General features: G+C 66.0%; 13 protein-coding genes. 5 read left to right on the plus strand and 8 right to left on the minus strand.

Annotation, left to right across the window (positions count from 1 at the left end):
- A partial coding sequence (locus tag VFW45_08650; GenBank protein ID HEU5180849.1) for a hypothetical protein occupies positions 1 to 1,441 on the plus strand: 1,441 nt, incomplete at its 5' end.
- 38 nt (positions 1,442 to 1,479) lie between these two features.
- Here the strand turns inward: VFW45_08650 and VFW45_08655 are convergent.
- The 4 genes from VFW45_08655 to VFW45_08670 form a co-directional block, all read right to left on the minus strand.
- Positions 1,480 to 4,230 (minus strand): protein kinase, encoded by a 2,751-nt coding sequence (locus VFW45_08655; protein ID HEU5180850.1) that lies wholly within the window; start codon positions 4,228 to 4,230, stop codon positions 1,480 to 1,482.
- 211 nt (positions 4,231 to 4,441) lie between these two features.
- Positions 4,442 to 4,795: a hypothetical protein gene (locus VFW45_08660; GenBank protein ID HEU5180851.1), complete on the minus strand. Its 354-nt coding sequence runs from the start codon at positions 4,793 to 4,795 to the stop codon at positions 4,442 to 4,444.
- 135 nt (positions 4,796 to 4,930) lie between these two features.
- A complete protein-coding gene (locus tag VFW45_08665; protein HEU5180852.1) occupies positions 4,931 to 8,317 on the minus strand; it encodes a PDZ domain-containing protein in 3,387 nt (1,128 codons plus the stop codon).
- A 198-nt stretch (positions 8,318 to 8,515) separates the two neighbouring features.
- Entirely contained in the window at positions 8,516 to 9,532 is a 1,017-nt protein-coding gene (locus VFW45_08670; protein HEU5180853.1) for an alpha/beta fold hydrolase, read from the minus strand.
- 153 nt (positions 9,533 to 9,685) lie between these two features.
- Between VFW45_08670 and VFW45_08675 the strand changes: the two genes are divergently transcribed.
- The gene (locus tag VFW45_08675) at positions 9,686 to 10,282 is read left to right on the plus strand and encodes a hypothetical protein (protein HEU5180854.1); all 597 of its coding nucleotides are present in this window, start codon (positions 9,686 to 9,688) and stop codon (positions 10,280 to 10,282) included.
- Positions 10,283 to 10,292: 10 nt separating this feature from the next.
- Positions 10,293 to 10,895: a hypothetical protein gene (locus tag VFW45_08680; protein HEU5180855.1), complete on the plus strand. Its 603-nt coding sequence runs from the start codon at positions 10,293 to 10,295 to the stop codon at positions 10,893 to 10,895.
- A 137-nt stretch (positions 10,896 to 11,032) separates the two neighbouring features.
- Here the strand turns inward: VFW45_08680 and VFW45_08685 are convergent, their stop codons facing one another.
- The 4 genes from VFW45_08685 to VFW45_08700 form a co-directional block, all read right to left on the minus strand.
- A complete protein-coding gene (locus tag VFW45_08685) occupies positions 11,033 to 11,251 on the minus strand; it encodes a hypothetical protein (protein HEU5180856.1) in 219 nt (72 codons plus the stop codon).
- A gap of 27 nt (positions 11,252 to 11,278) precedes the next feature.
- Positions 11,279 to 11,434 carry a hypothetical protein gene (locus tag VFW45_08690; GenBank protein ID HEU5180857.1) on the minus strand — a complete coding sequence of 52 codons (156 nt, stop codon included), beginning with the start codon at positions 11,432 to 11,434 and terminating at the stop codon, positions 11,279 to 11,281.
- 173 nt (positions 11,435 to 11,607) lie between these two features.
- Positions 11,608 to 13,488, minus strand: coding sequence for a DUF885 domain-containing protein (locus VFW45_08695; protein ID HEU5180858.1), 1,881 nt, complete (start codon positions 13,486 to 13,488; stop codon positions 11,608 to 11,610).
- Between the two features lie 67 nt (positions 13,489 to 13,555).
- On the minus strand, positions 13,556 to 13,894 hold the full coding sequence (locus VFW45_08700) for a DUF983 domain-containing protein (GenBank protein HEU5180859.1): 339 nt from the start codon (positions 13,892 to 13,894) through the stop codon (positions 13,556 to 13,558).
- 124 nt (positions 13,895 to 14,018) lie between these two features.
- Between VFW45_08700 and VFW45_08705 the strand changes: the two genes are divergently transcribed.
- Both VFW45_08705 and VFW45_08710 read left to right on the plus strand, forming a co-directional pair.
- Complete coding sequence (locus VFW45_08705; GenBank protein ID HEU5180860.1) at positions 14,019 to 14,468, plus strand: ATP-binding protein; 450 nt, start codon at positions 14,019 to 14,021, stop codon at positions 14,466 to 14,468.
- Between the two features lie 49 nt (positions 14,469 to 14,517).
- On the plus strand, positions 14,518 to 15,381 hold the full coding sequence (locus VFW45_08710; GenBank protein ID HEU5180861.1) for a sulfurtransferase: 864 nt from the start codon (positions 14,518 to 14,520) through the stop codon (positions 15,379 to 15,381).
- The last annotated feature ends 89 nt before the right edge of the window (positions 15,382 to 15,470 follow it).

Here is a 15,470-nt window from a genome sequence, read left to right on the forward strand (position 1 = left end):
GGTGCGGATCGCGGAATTGAAGGCTGAGGGGGGGCGGGGGGCCTGCTGGAGCGACCGGAACGTCATCATTTTCGCGAGCGGCTTCGACACGGGCCTGTTCAAAGTCTCCGCCGATGGGGAAAATCCGGAGCCCCTCACGCAGCTGGCGGCCGGCTCGGATGAGCGCTCGCACCGATGGCCGAGCTGCCTCCCGGGCGGAGACGCGGTTCTGTTCATGACCCAGAGGACGGGGCAGGATTACGACGACGCCGACATCGAGGTGGCATCGACGAACGACGGGGCCCGCAAGGTCGTGATCCATGGAGGCTCCTACCCCCAGTACGCGCCGGGCGGCCGGATCCTCTTCCTGCGGGAGAACACGCTGTTCGCCGCGCCGTTCGATACGGCAAAGCTCGAAATCACCGGGCCGGCGCGGCCGGTCCTGGAGGGGGTGCTCGCGAACACCGGCGATCAGGAGACCGGCGACGGGAGCGCGCAGTATTCCCTGTCGGCGTCCGGGACGCTCGTCTACCGCGAATCCCAGGTGTTGGATCGCGCGCAACGCACGGAGTTCACGTGGGTCGACCTGGCGGGGCATGAGACCCCCGCCTTCGGCGTGGAGATGCGGGTTCTCACCTTCGAGCTGTCGCCCGACGGCAGCCGCATGGCGATGGCGGCGCGCAGCCCCAACGGTGTCGCGGTCTGGGTGCGCGACATGCAGCGCGGCTCCATGGCGCCTCTCACCACCGATGGAGACGGCAGCGTCTCGCCGATCTGGTCTCCCGACGGACAGCTCATCGCCCGCTCGTGGAGGCCGCGCGACGGCAAACGCACGGTGCGAGTTTCGGACCCGAGCGGCGCCGTCGCGGAGCGGGAAATTCCTTCCTTGATGACGGCTCTCAGGCCCACCGCATGGGTGCGAGACGGGAAGTTCCTCCTGGTTGAGTACTACGCCGATCATGGGGGGTATGACGTGGGGGTCCTTTCCCTCGAGGAGGGTGGAGAGGTCCGACCCCTGGTGGAATCTCCCGGCTACGACGGGGCGGCGCAGATTTCTCCCAACGGGCGCTATTTCGTCTACTACAGCCGCAGCCCCGGCCATGACCAGGTCTTCGTGACTTCTTTCCCCGGTCCCGGTCCGCGATGGGAAGTGTCGATGGAGGGAGGCGGACAGCCACGCTGGGCGCATGACGGTCGGGCCATCTATTACGTGGAAGTGGGTGAGGACCGTCTGATGGAGGCGGCGGTGAAGGACTCGCGAGGGGCGCTGGCGATCGGGACGCCGCGCCTGGTCTATCACGGCGATCTGAGAAGCGATCCCGCGAAGCCGGTCTACGCCGTGCATCCGGATGGCAAGCGGCTCCTCGTCATCAAGCGCCCGTCGCAGGGTGAGCAGGACCCCACCCACACGGTCATCATCTTCGGCTGGCTGCAGGAGTTGGAAGAGAAGATGCGGCAGTAGCCGGAGCGCTTCCCTCGAGCCCCGGCCGCGCCCAGGTCTCAGTGAAAATCGCTCAGCAGGATGACGTCGCTGGTGACCTTGCCGCGCGACAGGACCAGGCTCTTGCCGTCGGGCGTCCAGTCGTAGGAAAAGATGTTCCCGTCGGTGAAGCGGGTGAGTTGCTTCGGCGGGCTGCCGTCAAGCGGCTTGAGCCAGATGTTGTCGACTCCCGCCCGGGGGATGTTGATGGTCACGGCGTTCCCACCGGGCGCGAACCGGATCTGGCCCCCTTCGAGATAGGGCAGCGCCGCCAGCCGGTCCCCCCCCTGCGCGGGAACCACGGCGATCTTGCGCCGCAGCAGCCCGTCCTCAGCAAGGAACGCGGCGAAAGCCACGCGCTTCCCGTCGGGCGATATGTCGGCCTCCGCGAGCACCTCGTCGCCGATCTTTTCCGGTTTTCCTCCCGCGGTGGGAATCCTGAACAGCCCCTTCTCGGCGGAGCTCATGTAGACCAGCCAACTGCCGTCCGGTGAAATCGCCAGAGGCCGCTCTCCCTTGCCCTCCGTCACCTGTCTCCGGTTCCCGCCATCGGCATCCATCCTCCAGACGCTCGGCGGTTTTGTCTCCGGCACCACCTGGAAAGCGATCACTTTGCCGTCGCGCGAGGTGATCGGAAAGAGGTCGACCGTTGCATCGGGCGAGATTTGCGTGCGCCGGGAATCCGCTCCCAGCACTCCCAGGAGGACCGCGGCGTCCTTGAGGTAGGTGAAAAGGATCCGGTCGTTGCCCAGCGCCGCGACGGCGCCGATGGCATCCTCGGTGCCCGCCCCGTGAGTGAGCTGTTTCACCTCCGCCGCCGGGTCGAGGGGCGCGACGTAGATGTCCGACTGTCCGCCGCGCTGCACCGTGAGGGCGGAGCGCGAATCGGCGGTGGTGCTTACGTCGAAATAGCGGTTCAGATCCTGAGTGACGCGGCGCGGGTTTCCCCGGGGATAGGGGAGGAACCAGACCTGCGGCGTTCCACGCGCGGAGTTCTCCATGCCGGAAAGAAGAACGCCGCTGCCGTCGCGCACCCAGGTGAGGGCGGAAATGAAGCCCCACTGCCTGTCTCCCAGGGGCTCCGTTTTCCCCGTGTCGGGATTGACGAGGACCGGTACCTGCTGGACTCCTCCCGTTACGGCTCCGTCCACCAGGGCGATCCACTTCCCGTCGGCCGACCACGAAGGGGCGATTTGGGTGGGGAAGCCGTCGGGAGACTTGCGCGAGGCCACGCGCCGCTCGCCGGTGCCGTCGGAGTTGGCGACGAGCAGGACGTTCTCCCGGGTCTGGGGATAGCCGCGGATGAAGGCGAGGCGGCGGCCGTCGGGGGAGAAGCTGACCCCCGAGTCGATGTCGAACAGGAGCTTGCGGGCCATCCCTCCCAGCGCCGGAACCTGGTAGAGAATCGAATACCCGGGGCCCGAGGTCTCCTGGTTCACGTAGTAGATGAAGTTGCCGTCCGGGGAGAAGGTGATCCCGGGAAACGGCGTGGGCAGGGGCTTCACCACTTCCACGTCGCTGCCGGTGGCCACCTGCCGTATCCAGACGCCGAAGCCGGCCTGATCGTAGTGCACGCTGGCCACATATTTTCCGTCGGGGGAGATGGTTGCATTGCGCAGCGCGTCAGAGCCGAAGAGGCGGGTCATCTGCATGGTGTCGGCGTGACTGGCGGTGCGAACTCCTCCGCGACCTTGCATCCAGCTGTAGATGCCAAAGCCTACACCGGCCGCCCCGATCACCAGCGCGGCGATCAGGGCCAGGCGCGCGGTGGGAGTCTTGCGGGCGGCGGCATCCAGCGCGGGTGACGAGACGGAAGAGCCGGAGGCGTGCGTGGCCGAGGCGCGCGACAGCGTATCGTACTCGTCAGCGATTTCGCTCAGCTCGATCGCCAGGTCCTTCATCGACTGCAGCCGCTGGTCGGGCGACTTCGCCATGCATCGGCGGATCAGGCGGCGCAGCTCGGAGGGAACCTCGGGGTTCTTCTGCTCGATCGGCGCCGGCGTGTCGCGCAGGATCTTGTGCATCACCTCGACGTCGGAATCGGCCAGGAACGGCTTCGACCGCGTGGCAGCCTCGTAGAGAATGGCGCCGAACGAGAAGATGTCGGAGCGGTGGTCCACGGGACGGGCCTGCACCTGCTCCGGAGACATGTAGGCGACCGTCCCCATCACCGCCCCGTCGCGCGTCTGCTCGCGCGTCGCGGTCAGCGCGTTGTTCGGATCGCCCCCGGTCTCGCGCCGCTCCGTGAGCTTCGCCAGACCGAAATCGAGGACTTTGGCGTAGCCGTCGCGCGAGATCATGATGTTCTCGGGCTTGAGGTCGCGGTGCACGATGCCGGCGGCGTGCGCCTTGGCCAAGCCGTCGGCGGATTGCGCCAGATAGCGCAGCAGCGCCTTGAGGTCGGTCTTCTCCTGGTGGATCTTCTGCTTCAGCGTCTCGCCGCTGATCAGCTCCATGGCGATGAAGTGGATCCCCGGCCCCGGGGCCGCCATGGCGTCGCCCGCGTCGCTTCCCCGCACCTCGGATTTGCCGATCTCGTAGATGGTGACGATGTGCGGATGGCTGAGGGAGGAGGCCGACTTGGCCTCCTGGATGAAGCGCCGGACCCGCTCCTCGCTCTTCATCAGCTCTGGAGGAAGGATCTTGAGGGCCACCGCCCGCTCGAGGGAGGTGTCCTGGGCGACGTAGACCTCGCCCATGCCGCCGGCGCCGAGCGGTGAGATCACGCGATAGTGGGAAAGCGAGCTTCCGGGCTGCAGGGAGTGGTTCATGGCCGTGTCACTCTACGCTGTGGCCGGAAGTCGCACAACCGACCTCCGGTCCCTCACCGCTCCCCCATGAAAGGTACGGAGGCGGCTGGGGGAAAGTTTCCCGCGCCCACTCCGACGGTACGCGTGGTCAAAAGGACGAAAAAACGCCGCGCCGGCAGCTTGACTGCCGGCGCGGCGGGGAGGGTTCGATCGGGAAAGTAATGACCCGGGATCAGTGGCCGCGGATCTTGGCGATGTCGGCGAGAATCTGATCGATCTTCACGATCTCCTCGCTGGCGATCGTCTTTCCTTTCAGCTCCTTCAGATCATGCTCGATCGAATCGAGCTCGGCCAGGGCCGCCTGCGCGTCGGAGCTGGTGTCCAATCCGGTGGCGCCCGCCGCCTTCTCCGCCTGATTGAGGTGATGGGTCGCCGCCACGAAGCGGTCGTGGAGCTGGCCCAGCTGGCGCGCTTCCGCCGACAGCGGTGTCGTCGGAATCAGGGTGATCTCGCCCGTGGACACGTAGTTGAAGGCGATCAGCGCCACGGCGGCAAAAACGATTCCGGCTGCGATCTTCTTGGTCATGGGGTCTCCCGTCGAGGAGATGGACTTCACTCCTCCCGGGAAACCTAGATTCCCGACTCCCGAGCGATCAAGCAGATCACCAAAACGTAGTCCGGCGGCCCTACATCTTAATAGGCCCGCAGGCCTGCTCCGGCGTCACTTTGTGGGCACGAGGGGACGTGGGACGATGGACGGAGGCGCCGACAGAGTGTGCGGATCCTTGGCGATCTTGCCCATGAGGTCCTTGATGGCGTAGTCGAGCTGCGCGTCCTTGTCGTGAATCAATCCGTCCGGCCCCAGGTCCAGCACCACGTCGGGATCCACGCCGTGACCTTCGATCTGCCAGACGCGCCCGGCGGGGTCCCAGCCCCCGAACTCCGGCTGGGTGGTGACGCCGCCGTCGCGGAACACCTTGTCGCCGCGGATGCCGATCCAACCGCCCCAGGTGCGCGTGCCGATGACCGGCCCCAGGTTGAAGTCCTTGAACTCCTGGGCCAGCGTCTCGCAATCACTGCCGCCCTGGCGGTTGATCAGGACGGCCATGTAGCGGTTCGAGGCGCGATCCGGATAGGTGCCGATGTTGCCGTAGCGCGTCCCGCCGATCGAGAAGAGCTTGCGGTCGAGATGGGCGACGATCATCGGTGCCACGAAGCCTCCGTGGTTCCAGCGGTCGTCGATGATGAAGCCCTGCTTCTTCCACTGCGGCGGGAAGTCGCGGGAGAACTGCTGCAATCCGTTGCCTCCCATGTCGTACAGGTGCAGGTAGCCGATCTTGCCGCCGCTGGCCTTGTCGACGTATTCGCGCTTCTCCCGCACCCAGGTGGCGTAGCGGATGGGCGTGTCGTTGCCCACCGGCTTCACGACGATGCGCCGCGCCCCTTCCAGGGAGGGCTTGTCGTTGATCGACAGCTCCACTTCCCGGCCGGCGCGCCCCGCGAAGCGCCGCAGGTAGTCCTCGCCCTTGGTCAGCGCCTTGCCGTCCACCGCCACCAGCCACATTCCCGGCTCCACCTTGAGGTCGGGACGGGCGAGAGGGGAGGAGGTCTCGACCAGGGGATAGTTGCCGCGGTAGATCTTCCGGATCTTCCAGAAGCCGCTGCCGGCGTCGTAGTCGAGATCGGCCGCCAGCAGCCCCGTTCCCACCGTCTTGCCGCGGCGCAGGTCGCCCGGGGAGTGGTAGGCATGCCCGACGCTCAGCTCGCCGAGGATCTCTCCCAGCAGGTCCTCCAGGTCATCACGCGATCCCATGCGATCGGCGAGCGGCCCGTACTGCTTCCAGACGCCGTTCCAGTCGACGCCGTGCATCTTGGGGTCGTAGAAGAAATCGCGCTGCAGCCGCCAGGCTTCGTGCAGCATCTGCTTCCATTCCTGACGCGGGTCGATGCGGATGCTCCATCCTCCCAATGCGACCTTGTCGTCCTCCGCATCGTCACCCTTCGGCGCGCTGGTGGCACCGGCCTCCACCCGGAAGAAGCCGCCGGAGGTGCGGTAGACCAGCACCTTGCCGTCCCCCGAGACGTCGTAGCCGCGCACCCCGCCGGCGATGCGGAAGAGCTTTTCCTTCTCGATGTCGTAGGTGTGCAGCGTGCCGCGCCCTTCCTGCTCGTCGTCATCGCCGGAAGGGGGCTTCATCCCGGTGTTCTCGAAGCCGAGGAAGTGGAGCTTTCCCTTGACCGCCTTGAGCCCGAAATAGGTCCCCGGCTCGGCGGGCACCAGGACGATGCGATCGGCGAGCCCGTCGAAGTCGATCTTGATCGGCTCGACCTTCTTTTCCTTCTCGGCGTCCTTCTTCTTGTCTTCCTTCTCCTTCTTGCCGTTCTTGTCGTCCTTCTTGTCGTCGTCCTTCCCTTCCTTGTCTTCGCCTTCCTCGTCTTTCTTCTCGTCGCTCTTCGCGTCGATGTCGCTGCGCGGAGCGAAGGGGAGCTTGCCGTCGGCGGTGAGCGCCACCGCCACCGGCAGGGTCGACTTCTGCACGATGAAGCGCGCCTCGAACCGATCCAGGTACGGGTTGATGAAGCGGTCGCTCAGGTAGTACAGGAGCTTCCCCTCCGGGTCCCAGGTGGGGGAGTAGGAGTTGAACATCGGATCGCTGATGGGATGGACCTTCTTCTCCCGGGAGTCCCAGATCCTCACCTCGTTGAACTGGTTCTCCAGGGCGGCGTCATAGGCCAGGTAGCGGCTGTCCGGCGACCACTCGTAGGTGTTGATCTCGTTCAACGCGTGATCCGCCACGACGGTGTCGCCGCCGGGGACCTCGGTCACCATCAGCCGGTACTTCTCGTCGCCCCAGGCGAGCTTCTTGCCGTCGGGAGACCAGATGGGCGGGAAGTGCCAGCCCGGCTCGACCTTGCCGATCTGGCGCGGCGGCGCGCTGTTGTCGGCGGAGTGCAGCATCAGCTGCTCCTCCCCGTCCACCTCGGTCCAGGCGGCGATCGTCTTGCCGTCGGGGGAGAAGGAGGGGAACTTGGTGCGGTCGGCGCTGTCCTCGGTGATCCGCCGGATCAGCCCCTTCTTGTGGGTGCGCGTCACGAAGAGGTCGCCGCGAGTCTCCAGGACGATCCGCTCGCCGTCTTTGGAAAGGCCCCACGAGGTCAGCGTCTCCATCGGGTCGACGAAACGCTCGCGGATCTGCAGGCGATCGGTCGGCAGCTGCACCGGGATCTGCTGATTCTTTCCGGAGGCCAGGTCGAAGCTCCAGAGATCCATCTTGTGCTGGTAGACGATCTTCCCGTCTCCCATCGAGGGCCAGCGGACGTCGTAATCCTCGAAGTCGGTGAGGCGCTTGACGTCGCCGCCGTCGGGCTTCATCGAAGCGAGGTTCGGCCGGCCCCAGCGATCGGTGACGAAATAGATGCGGCCGTCGTCGGCCCACATCGGGAAAGCGTCCTTGCCTTCGTATTGGGTTACCTCGGTGAAGGAGAGCGGCTCCAGCGTCCCGACATAGATCTGCTCCGCCTCGCCCCCCTTGTAGCGCTTCCAGTTGTGGAACTCGAGGCCGATCTTCTGCGTGGCAATCCGCTTGCCGTTCGGCTCGTAGCTGATCCAGGCGGCCGGCTCGAGGGGCACCAGCGACGGAATGCCTCCTTCGGGCGGGATGCTGTAGACGCGGAAGTCGTTGTGCGGGGTGTCGCGCCGGCTGCGGAAGAGGATCTTGCCGTCCCGCGTCCATCCCAGCGCCTGGTCGGGCATCGGATGGAAGGTGAGGCGGCGCGGCTCGCCGCCGGAAACCGGCATCACGTAGACGTCGTCGTTACCCTCGTACTGGGCGGTAAATGCGATCCAGGCGCCGTCGGGGGACAGGCGCGGGAACTTCTCCTCTCCCTCATAGGCGGTCAGCCGCATCGCCGTCCCCCCCGCCACCGGCACCTTCCAGAGATCTCCTTCCGACGCGAACACTACCGTTCCCCCGCCGATGGTGGGATAACGGTAGAAGCCGTCGGGGGGATCGGGCGGCGCGGCCGGGAGCGACGTCGGAAAGGTGAGAGGAGTGCAGGCCAGAGCCAGCGCAAGCGCGGCGACCCGCAGCGGGAGAGTTGGGCGCACAGGAATGCTCCTAGAGGGAAAATGCCCGATTTGAGTGTGGGTCCCGGGACAAGCCGGCTCCTGGCACCCATCGGGCCAGGCGCAGAAAAGAAGCTTCCATCAGGCGGGGGAGCCCCTCCGGCGGTATTTCTGACGCTAAGTCTCTATGCGGCCGGAACTAAGGCGTTTCGAGGCACACCGAACCCGGCCATTTTCTCCTTAGAATACGCGGGAGATTGCATCCGGGTTTCCTCCGGCGGGTCTTTCGGACCACCCAAGCACCTCCTCCAGATACTCGAGCACCGCCCAGCCGGCCCAGAAGCGGGGCGGATGGGCTTGCCAGTAACCGACATGGCCCCCGCGGCCCGGCTGCACCAGGGTCAGACGGGGACACGCTTCGCGCGCCGATCGGAAGATCTCGGCGGGGACGAAGGGATCGTCCCGGGAGGAGAGAATCAGGGTCGGAACGGCGATCGTTTCGAGAAACGGGGCGGCGCTGGCGTGCCGGTAGTAGTCATCGGCCGATGCATAGCCGGCATCGGGAGCGGTGAACAGCTCGTCGAAACGCCGGACCGATCGGATTCGCAAAGGGTCGGCGGCCGGCCCGGGAACTATCCGGACCCGGCGGATGCGCCGCAGGAGGCTGCACAGGCGCCAGGTGAAATAGCCGTGATAGACGGCGTTGTTCCAGCGCTCCAGGCTGCGCACGCTGGCTTCCAGATCGACCGGGGGGTTGACGGCGGCGATCGCCGCGGCGTGGCAGCGCCCGCCGGCCATCCCGGCGTAACGGAGGACCAGGTTGCCCCCCAGGGAGAATCCCACGATCGTAAAGGGTCGGGCAAACCCCGCCTCAGCCAGCGATTCCAGGACGCTTCCGGCATCGTCCGATTGCCCGGCGTTGTAGAGCGTCCGCGCGAGTGCCTCGGTCCCTCCGCAGTTCCTCAGGTTGACGCGGACGGTGATCCAGCCCCGTGAGAGGGCCAGCGACGCGGTGCGCCGCATGTAGCCCGAATCGGCGGAGCCTCCCAGACCATGGACCAGGACGAGGGTCCCGCGGGGCGCCGCCGGACGATCCACCCGCAGCAGCAGGCGATTTCCAGGCGCCGCCTCCACCTGCAAGGTCTCGCTTTCCCTTGGGGGCCAGGAAGGAGGGAAGAAGGCCGGCACGATCGTCTGAAGGTGCCTGCCGGGAAGGTAGGGAGCGGGACGAAAGCCGTCGAAATCAGCAGAAATCAAGCGGGCTCCCCCCAGGGATTCCGGGCCGCCCGTTCAAGGGGCCGGAGCTTCGGGGGCCGAAAGATAGCAAATTCCTCCCTGCTTCAGGAACTTCCACCGGCCGCTCTCCGTACCTAGCCCCAGAACGGACTAATCCACAAGGGGGGTCATCCCATGAAGCGAGCGCTGGCAGTGGCGGGAATCCTGGCCCTGGCGATCGGCGTGGCTTGCGCCGCGTCGGCGAAATCCGGGTCCAAATCGACGAGCGACAAGTGGCTGCACGTCAGGGTTGAAGACGGGACCGGCGAGGATGGGGAAAGGGTCCATGTGAACATTCCGCTCTCCCTGGCCGAGGCGGTCCTTCCCGCCATTGATGTGGACAACTTCCATAATGGGAAGGTGCGCATCGAGATGGATGGCGGCGATTCCCCCGTCAAGGACATCGACCTGCGAAAAATCCTGGTGGCGCTGCGCGACACCAAGGACGGGAACTTCGTCACGGTGGAAGGCTCGAAGGACCAGGTTCAGGTGGCGAAGCAGGGCGGCTACCTGCTGGCCAAGGTCCGCGAAGGGAAATCGGGCGGCACCCGGGTGGATGCCAAGATCCCCTTCGCGGTGGTCGATGCCATGCTGTCGGGATCCAAGGACGAGATCGATCTGGCGGCGGGAATCCGCGCGCTCGGCGAGCATGGTGACGGCGTCCTGGTGACCGTGGACGACAAGGACAGCAAGGTCCGGATCTGGGTCGACTCGCGCAACGAGTCGGAATAGCGAGGCCGCCATGCGAAAGCTTCTGGGCAACGAGCGCGGGATCTCCCTTCCCGGAGGGATGCTGGCCGCCGCGGGCGTGGCGACGATTCTGGCCGGCAGCTTCGTCCTCAGCCAGGGGATGATCCGGGTCTCGGTGGACGAGCATCGGGATGGTGGGGATCACATCCACCTGATGGTGCCGGGGGCGATCGTTCCCGCCGCGTTGGCCTTTATCCCGGCGCGTGAGATTGGCCGGCACATGCCCCTGGAAGCGAAGCGGCACCTGCCGGTGGTCGAGGCGGCGCTGCAGGAGATCTCCAGGCTCCCCGACTGCACGCTGGTTGAGGTCGAGGGCCGCGACGAGCACGTGCGGATCAGGATTGAGGACGGCAGGGTGGTCATCGACGTGAACGATCGTGGGGACGAGGTGCACGTGACGATGCCGCTCTCCACCGCACGCTCGGTGCTGCGTAAGATCCAGAGCGCCGCCGAGTATGCCACGGGCGATCCGGACGGGAGCGGCGGCTGGGGATGCACCCACGTGCATGAGGGCGGTCACCACGAGGTTGACTGCCACGATTCTGAAGGCGCGGATGACAAGGAAACGGATGATGGAGACGCGGCGACCCTCTAGTCACGCGGGCGCCCGCGATGAACGTGAACGAACCAAGCAGGGCCGGGGCAACCCGGCCCTTTCAGCTTCCCCCAGATCAAGTGTCGGCCCTTCACGCGCGGCCGCTCTTCAGCCGCCGCGTGAAAGGGTGCCTCTGCTCACTTTGTCTTGATCAAATTCTCGAGCGCGCTACGCGCCTCATCCAGGTTCACCGTGTGGTCCGGCTGCTTGAAGACCGCCTTGCCGTGGGCGTCGCGGATGACTAGCCCGTGGGTCTTGAATCCCAGCTCCTGGATCGCTTTCTTCGCCGGTTCCGTCGAGGCATCGACGTTCGCCGCCTTCACCTTCCCCGGGAATTCCTGCTCGAGACCGCTCACGGCGGGTTTCAGCTTGGCGCAGACCATTCAGCCGGGCAGGTAGTAGTAGGTAACCTCCAGCATCCCCTTGGCGGCCGCAGCTCCCTTGGCTGCCGGCGCGACCTGGGTCGGGACGCCGAAGGTCTGCCCGAGCGTGGCGGCGAGCAACACCGCCAGAACGACACTCCACAGTCTCCTATCCATCGGCAGACTCCCCCTCCTCATGAGCTGAGCTGGAATGACACAGCCAAATGATAGCAGTCTGCGAGCTTTTCATGCACCTCTGCCGAAGCGGCCGAGATGAAGTGCCGGTCACGCGCGGCCGTTCTCCGGCCGCCGCGTGCAAGGGTGTCCCTGCCAAACCCGATAAGGCGCCACTACTTCGAGGAGGCGGCACTCGCTCCGGCGGCGGCTGCCGCTGCGGCGATCGCCTTCTTCTGGGCCGGAACGAAATCCTCCAGCAGCGCCTGCCGCAGGAGCTTGGGGGGAACCAGGCCCTGGGACAGGATGAAATCGTGGTACTTCTGCACGTCGAGACGGCCGCCGAGCGCCCGCTCGACATCCTCGCGCACCTCCATCAGCCGGGAATAGCCGACGAAGTAGGAGGGGGCCTGGCCGGGAGAGCGGAAGGTGTAGCGCTGCACCTCCTGCGTCGCCATCGCCTCCGACTCTCCGACCTCCTTGGTCAGAATGCGCATGGCGTCCTCGGGCTGGATCCTGCCCAGCTGCAGCTCCGGGTCGAGGAAGGCGCGCGCGGCCCGCAGCAGCCGGTTCTGCAGGGAGACGAGCTGTCCGGCGAGCGGCATGTAGGGCTTCATCTCGGCCTCCATGTACAGCGCCCAGCCCTCCACGTTGACGCTGTTGAAGGCGAACAGCATGCGCGGGATCGACACCCCTTTCTCGATCATCGAGGCGAACTGCAGCTCGTGTCCCGGCCGACCTTCGTGAACGGTCAAAGTCCAGGAGGCGGCCTCGTAGGTGAAATCGTCGAACGACAGCTTGCCGTCCTTGGAGGGGATGTTGAGTGGCAGAATGAACTCTCCCATCTCGCCGGTGTTTCCCAGCAGCCTGGGAGGCCGCATGTTGGGCGCCGGGATCGCGGCCGCCTCCGCCTCGCTGGCGATGCGGATGCGCATCTCGCGCTCGGGCAGGGTCACGGTCTTTTCCTTGCGAACAATCTCCTCCAGCTGCTTGATGCGGTCCTTGTAGTGCGGCAGGATCGCCTCGCCCACCAGCTGCTTCTTCTTCAGCGTCTGCAGGACGTCGATGTAATCGGTGCCCGCGATGTTCTCCTGCTTCGCCACCAGCGGCGCCAGGGCCCGCATCTCGTTGCGGATCTCCATGTAGGCCACCTTGGCGCGCGAGACCATCTCCTCCACCGGCATGTCGTTGCCGTATTGCTTGAGGGAGAAGGCGTACAGCTCCTGGGGCTGCCGGAAGTCCTCGCGCGAGCGGGGCAACACCTCCTTGTGCAGGAACGCGTCGTAGTCCGTCAGCTGCTGCTTCAACCGGGCGTAGGGCTCCTCGTAGCCGGCAACCTTGTACTTGGCGAACAGCTCGCCAATCTCCTTGACGTAGGTCTCGTCGTCGCCGAAGTCGCGCTCCATCTCCGCCTTGATGGGGCCTTGCAGCCCGGGGACGGAGAGTCGCTCGCGCGTGCGATCCATCGCCAGCTGGGTCAGCGGGGTGGTCCCCGGCTCCAGTCCGGCATACTTCTTGAGACGCACGAGCGCCGCGGGATAGCGGCTCGGATCGATCTGGTCGTCCAGCAGCCCGCGGATCCCCTGGTAGGCGATTTGCGTCGCGCTGATGTAGGGGAGGGTGTACTTCTGGGCGAGCTCGATCCCCTTCGCGGCGTCGTCGGCGCTGTCGATCAGGATCTGCAGATCCTGCCGCACCGCCGGATCCTTTTCCGCCTTCATCTCCGACTCGAGGGTCTTCTTGACCTCCTCGATGGCGGCGCGGAAGCGCTCGGTCAGCTTCGGCTTCAGATCGATGACCTCCGCGTCGAGCCCCTCGACGCCGGCCCGCGCGGCTCCTTCCGGGTTGAAGCGAGCGATGACCTTGAGCGGCATCTGCGAATACTCGTTGCTGCGGGCGATCCAGGCGGGCGCGGCCGGCTTCACGGCGGCGGGCGCCGCGGGCTTGGCAGGCGCTTTGGCCGCGGGGGCGGTTCCGGCGGCCCCCGGAGCGGCCTGCAGCCCCGACGCGACGAGCGCCGCGGCGGAGAGGGTCAGGAGAAGTCGTCTCGGATTCAAGGGTTCCTCCGTCGATTGGGATTTACAGACAGGCCTGGATACGCTCGGGACGCCGGAAAGGTTCCCGTCAGCCCCGGCGTTTCTGCAGAAAGGCGTCGAAGTAGAGCCACATCAGCCTCGAGGCACGGAAGAACAGCGGCCCCATCGGGACGAAGACGGCCAGGGCGGCCGCGAAGGTCCAGCTCTGAGGCTTTCCAGCGAGAAGCCTGGCGAAGAGGAGGACGAGGCCTGCAAAGGTGGGCACCGCCAGGAAATAGCTGAAGTACATGGCGCCCACGAAGTAGCCCGGCTCCTTCTCGAACCGGGTGCCGCAGCCGGGGCAGGTCTCGTTCATGGCGATCCAGCCCCGGAACACGCGCCCCCGCCGGCAATACGGACAGCGTCCGGCGAGCAGGTCAATCCACACGCTGCGCTCTCCCGAATGGGCGGCACCATAACACAGTCCCGATTCGCCGCGCCCGCCGGAGAGTCTTGCGGCCCGCCGCGTTGTGCACTAGAATCCTTCATCTTTTTTCTTCCAGGAGGATCGCATGCGCGCCGAAGGGCCGGAGCCCGCCTGCGGGCTCGACTCGAAAGCCCTCATCCTGCAATTCGAGAGCACCATCCGGGCCGACGTCGGCGAGATCACGCCGGTCGTCGAGGGCGTCATGGCGATCGCGCGCAAGATCGGCTGCGCCGCCGGACGCGAGTTCGAGGTCGAGACAGCCCTGCGCGAAGCGCTGGCGAACGCCATCATCCACGGGGCGAAGGGAGATCCCTCCCAGAAGATCCAGTTCTGCGTCAGCTGCGACGAGGATCGCGGATTGCTGATCGTGGTGAGGGACCCGGGCCCCGGCTTCGACCCGCAGCGCATTCCGACGCCCGTCGACGGCGAGGAGCTGTTCGCGACCCACGGCCGCGGCATCTACCTGATCAACCGGCTGATGGACGAGGTGAGATTCGAGAAGAACGGCAGCGAGATTCACATGCGGATGCGCTGAGCGCCGGTCGGCGGCACACGCTCCGTGTTCATGCAAGGAGGACGGGACGATGACCGATATCAAGGATCGAGGCTATTTCAGACCGGACGTGCTCGTGTCCACCGACTGGGTGGCGCAGCACAGTAACGACCCGAACGTCCGAATCGTCGAATCGAATGAGGACCCGCTGCTCTACCCGGCGCGGCACATCCCGGGAGCGGTGGAGGTCGACTGGACCAAGGATCTCAACGATCCGCTGCGGCGCGATTATCTCGGCCGAGCCGGATTCGAAGCCCTCATGAGCCGCATCGGCGCCACCCGCGACACCACCGTGGTCTTCTACGGCGACAAGAACAACTGGTGGGCCTGCTATGCCTTCTGGGTGTTCCACCTGTTCGGCCACACCAACGCCAAGGTGATGGACGGCGGCTCTCTGAAGTGGGAGAAGGAAGGCCGGCCGACCACCAAGGAAGTCCCCAAGTATGCCGCCACCACCTACCGGGCGCCGGAGCGCGACGACGCGCGCATCCGCGCCTTCCGCGAGCAGGTCCTGTCGCACGTGCAGTCGCGCCGGCCGCTGGTGGATGTGCGCAGCCCCGAGGAGTATGCCGGCACGCGGCTTCATATGCCCGACTACCCCAACGAGGGGGCGTTGCGCGGCGGCCACATCCCGGGCGCCGCCAGCATCCCGTGGGGCCGGGCCATCAATCCGGACGACCACACCTTCAAGAGCGCCGAGGAGCTGCGGGCGATTTACGAGAAGGAGAAGGGTCTCAAGAAGGATGACGATGTGATTGTCTACTGCCGCATCGGTGAGCGCAGCAGCCACACCTGGTTCGTCCTGACCTACCTGCTCGGCTATCCCAAGGTCAGGAACTACGACGGCAGCTGGACCGAATGGGGCAACCTGGTCGGGGTCCCGATCGAGAAGTAGCCGCCGGAAAGCCGATGGCGGACATTCCCGAGAAGCTGGCCAGATTCATGGAGACGCTCGGAGGGATCCAGGATCGCTCCGAGCGGATC

The organism is Candidatus Polarisedimenticolia bacterium (genome assembly GCA_035764505.1).
Lineage (GTDB): Bacteria > Acidobacteriota > Polarisedimenticolia > Gp22-AA2 > AA152 > AA152.